The following is a 603-nucleotide window of genomic DNA, read 5'->3' on the forward strand; positions in this document are numbered from 1 at the left end:
AACGTTTGACATGAGGGGCGGCCAAGGGCGCCAGCCCTTGGACGTCCCCCTCGATGGAAGGGTTAGGCATCACTGCGTGTTCGCTCGAATGCCTGGCGTGTTTGAACCATGTACACGGCTGGACCATCTGGGGTGGTTACGGTACCTTGCCTCTCAAACCCCGCTTTCTCGTAGCATCGGATCGCTCGCAAGTTGCTCGGCGACGGGTCCGTTTGGATCTTGGTGACCTCGGGATCATTGAACAGCAACTCAACCAGAGCTCGAACCAGCTTGGTTCCCAAGCCTTTGCCCAGTTGTGATGCATTCGCCAGTGACTGGTCTATTCCGCGTACTCCTGGATCGGTTTCTTCTTCCCACCATCCGTCCCCGCTTCCAAGAGCAACGTACGACTGGGCATACCCAATCGGCTCTCCATTCAGCATTGCAATGTATGGAGTGACGGACTCTTGCGCTAAAACGCTTGGCAAGTACTGTTCCTGTACGTCAGCAAGTGTCGGGCGTGCTTCTTCTCCGCCCCACCACTCGACGATATGAGATCGATTTAGCCACTCATAGAGCATCGCAAGGTCATGCTCAGTCATGAGGCGCAGTGTGACGGAATCG

1 protein-coding gene is annotated in these 603 nt (G+C 55.9%); it reads right to left on the reverse strand.

Annotated features, from left to right (window positions below):
* Positions 1-62: 62 nt before the first annotated feature.
* On the reverse strand, positions 63-603 hold a 541-nt coding region (gene aac(6')-Ib / locus OKB77_RS24005), incomplete at its 5' end, for an AAC(6')-Ib family aminoglycoside 6'-N-acetyltransferase (protein WP_065764034.1).

Origin of the sequence: Aeromonas sp. Y318-3 (genome assembly GCF_027706185.1) — a bacterium.
In the GTDB taxonomy this organism is placed as follows: domain Bacteria; phylum Pseudomonadota; class Gammaproteobacteria; order Enterobacterales; family Aeromonadaceae; genus Aeromonas; species Aeromonas veronii.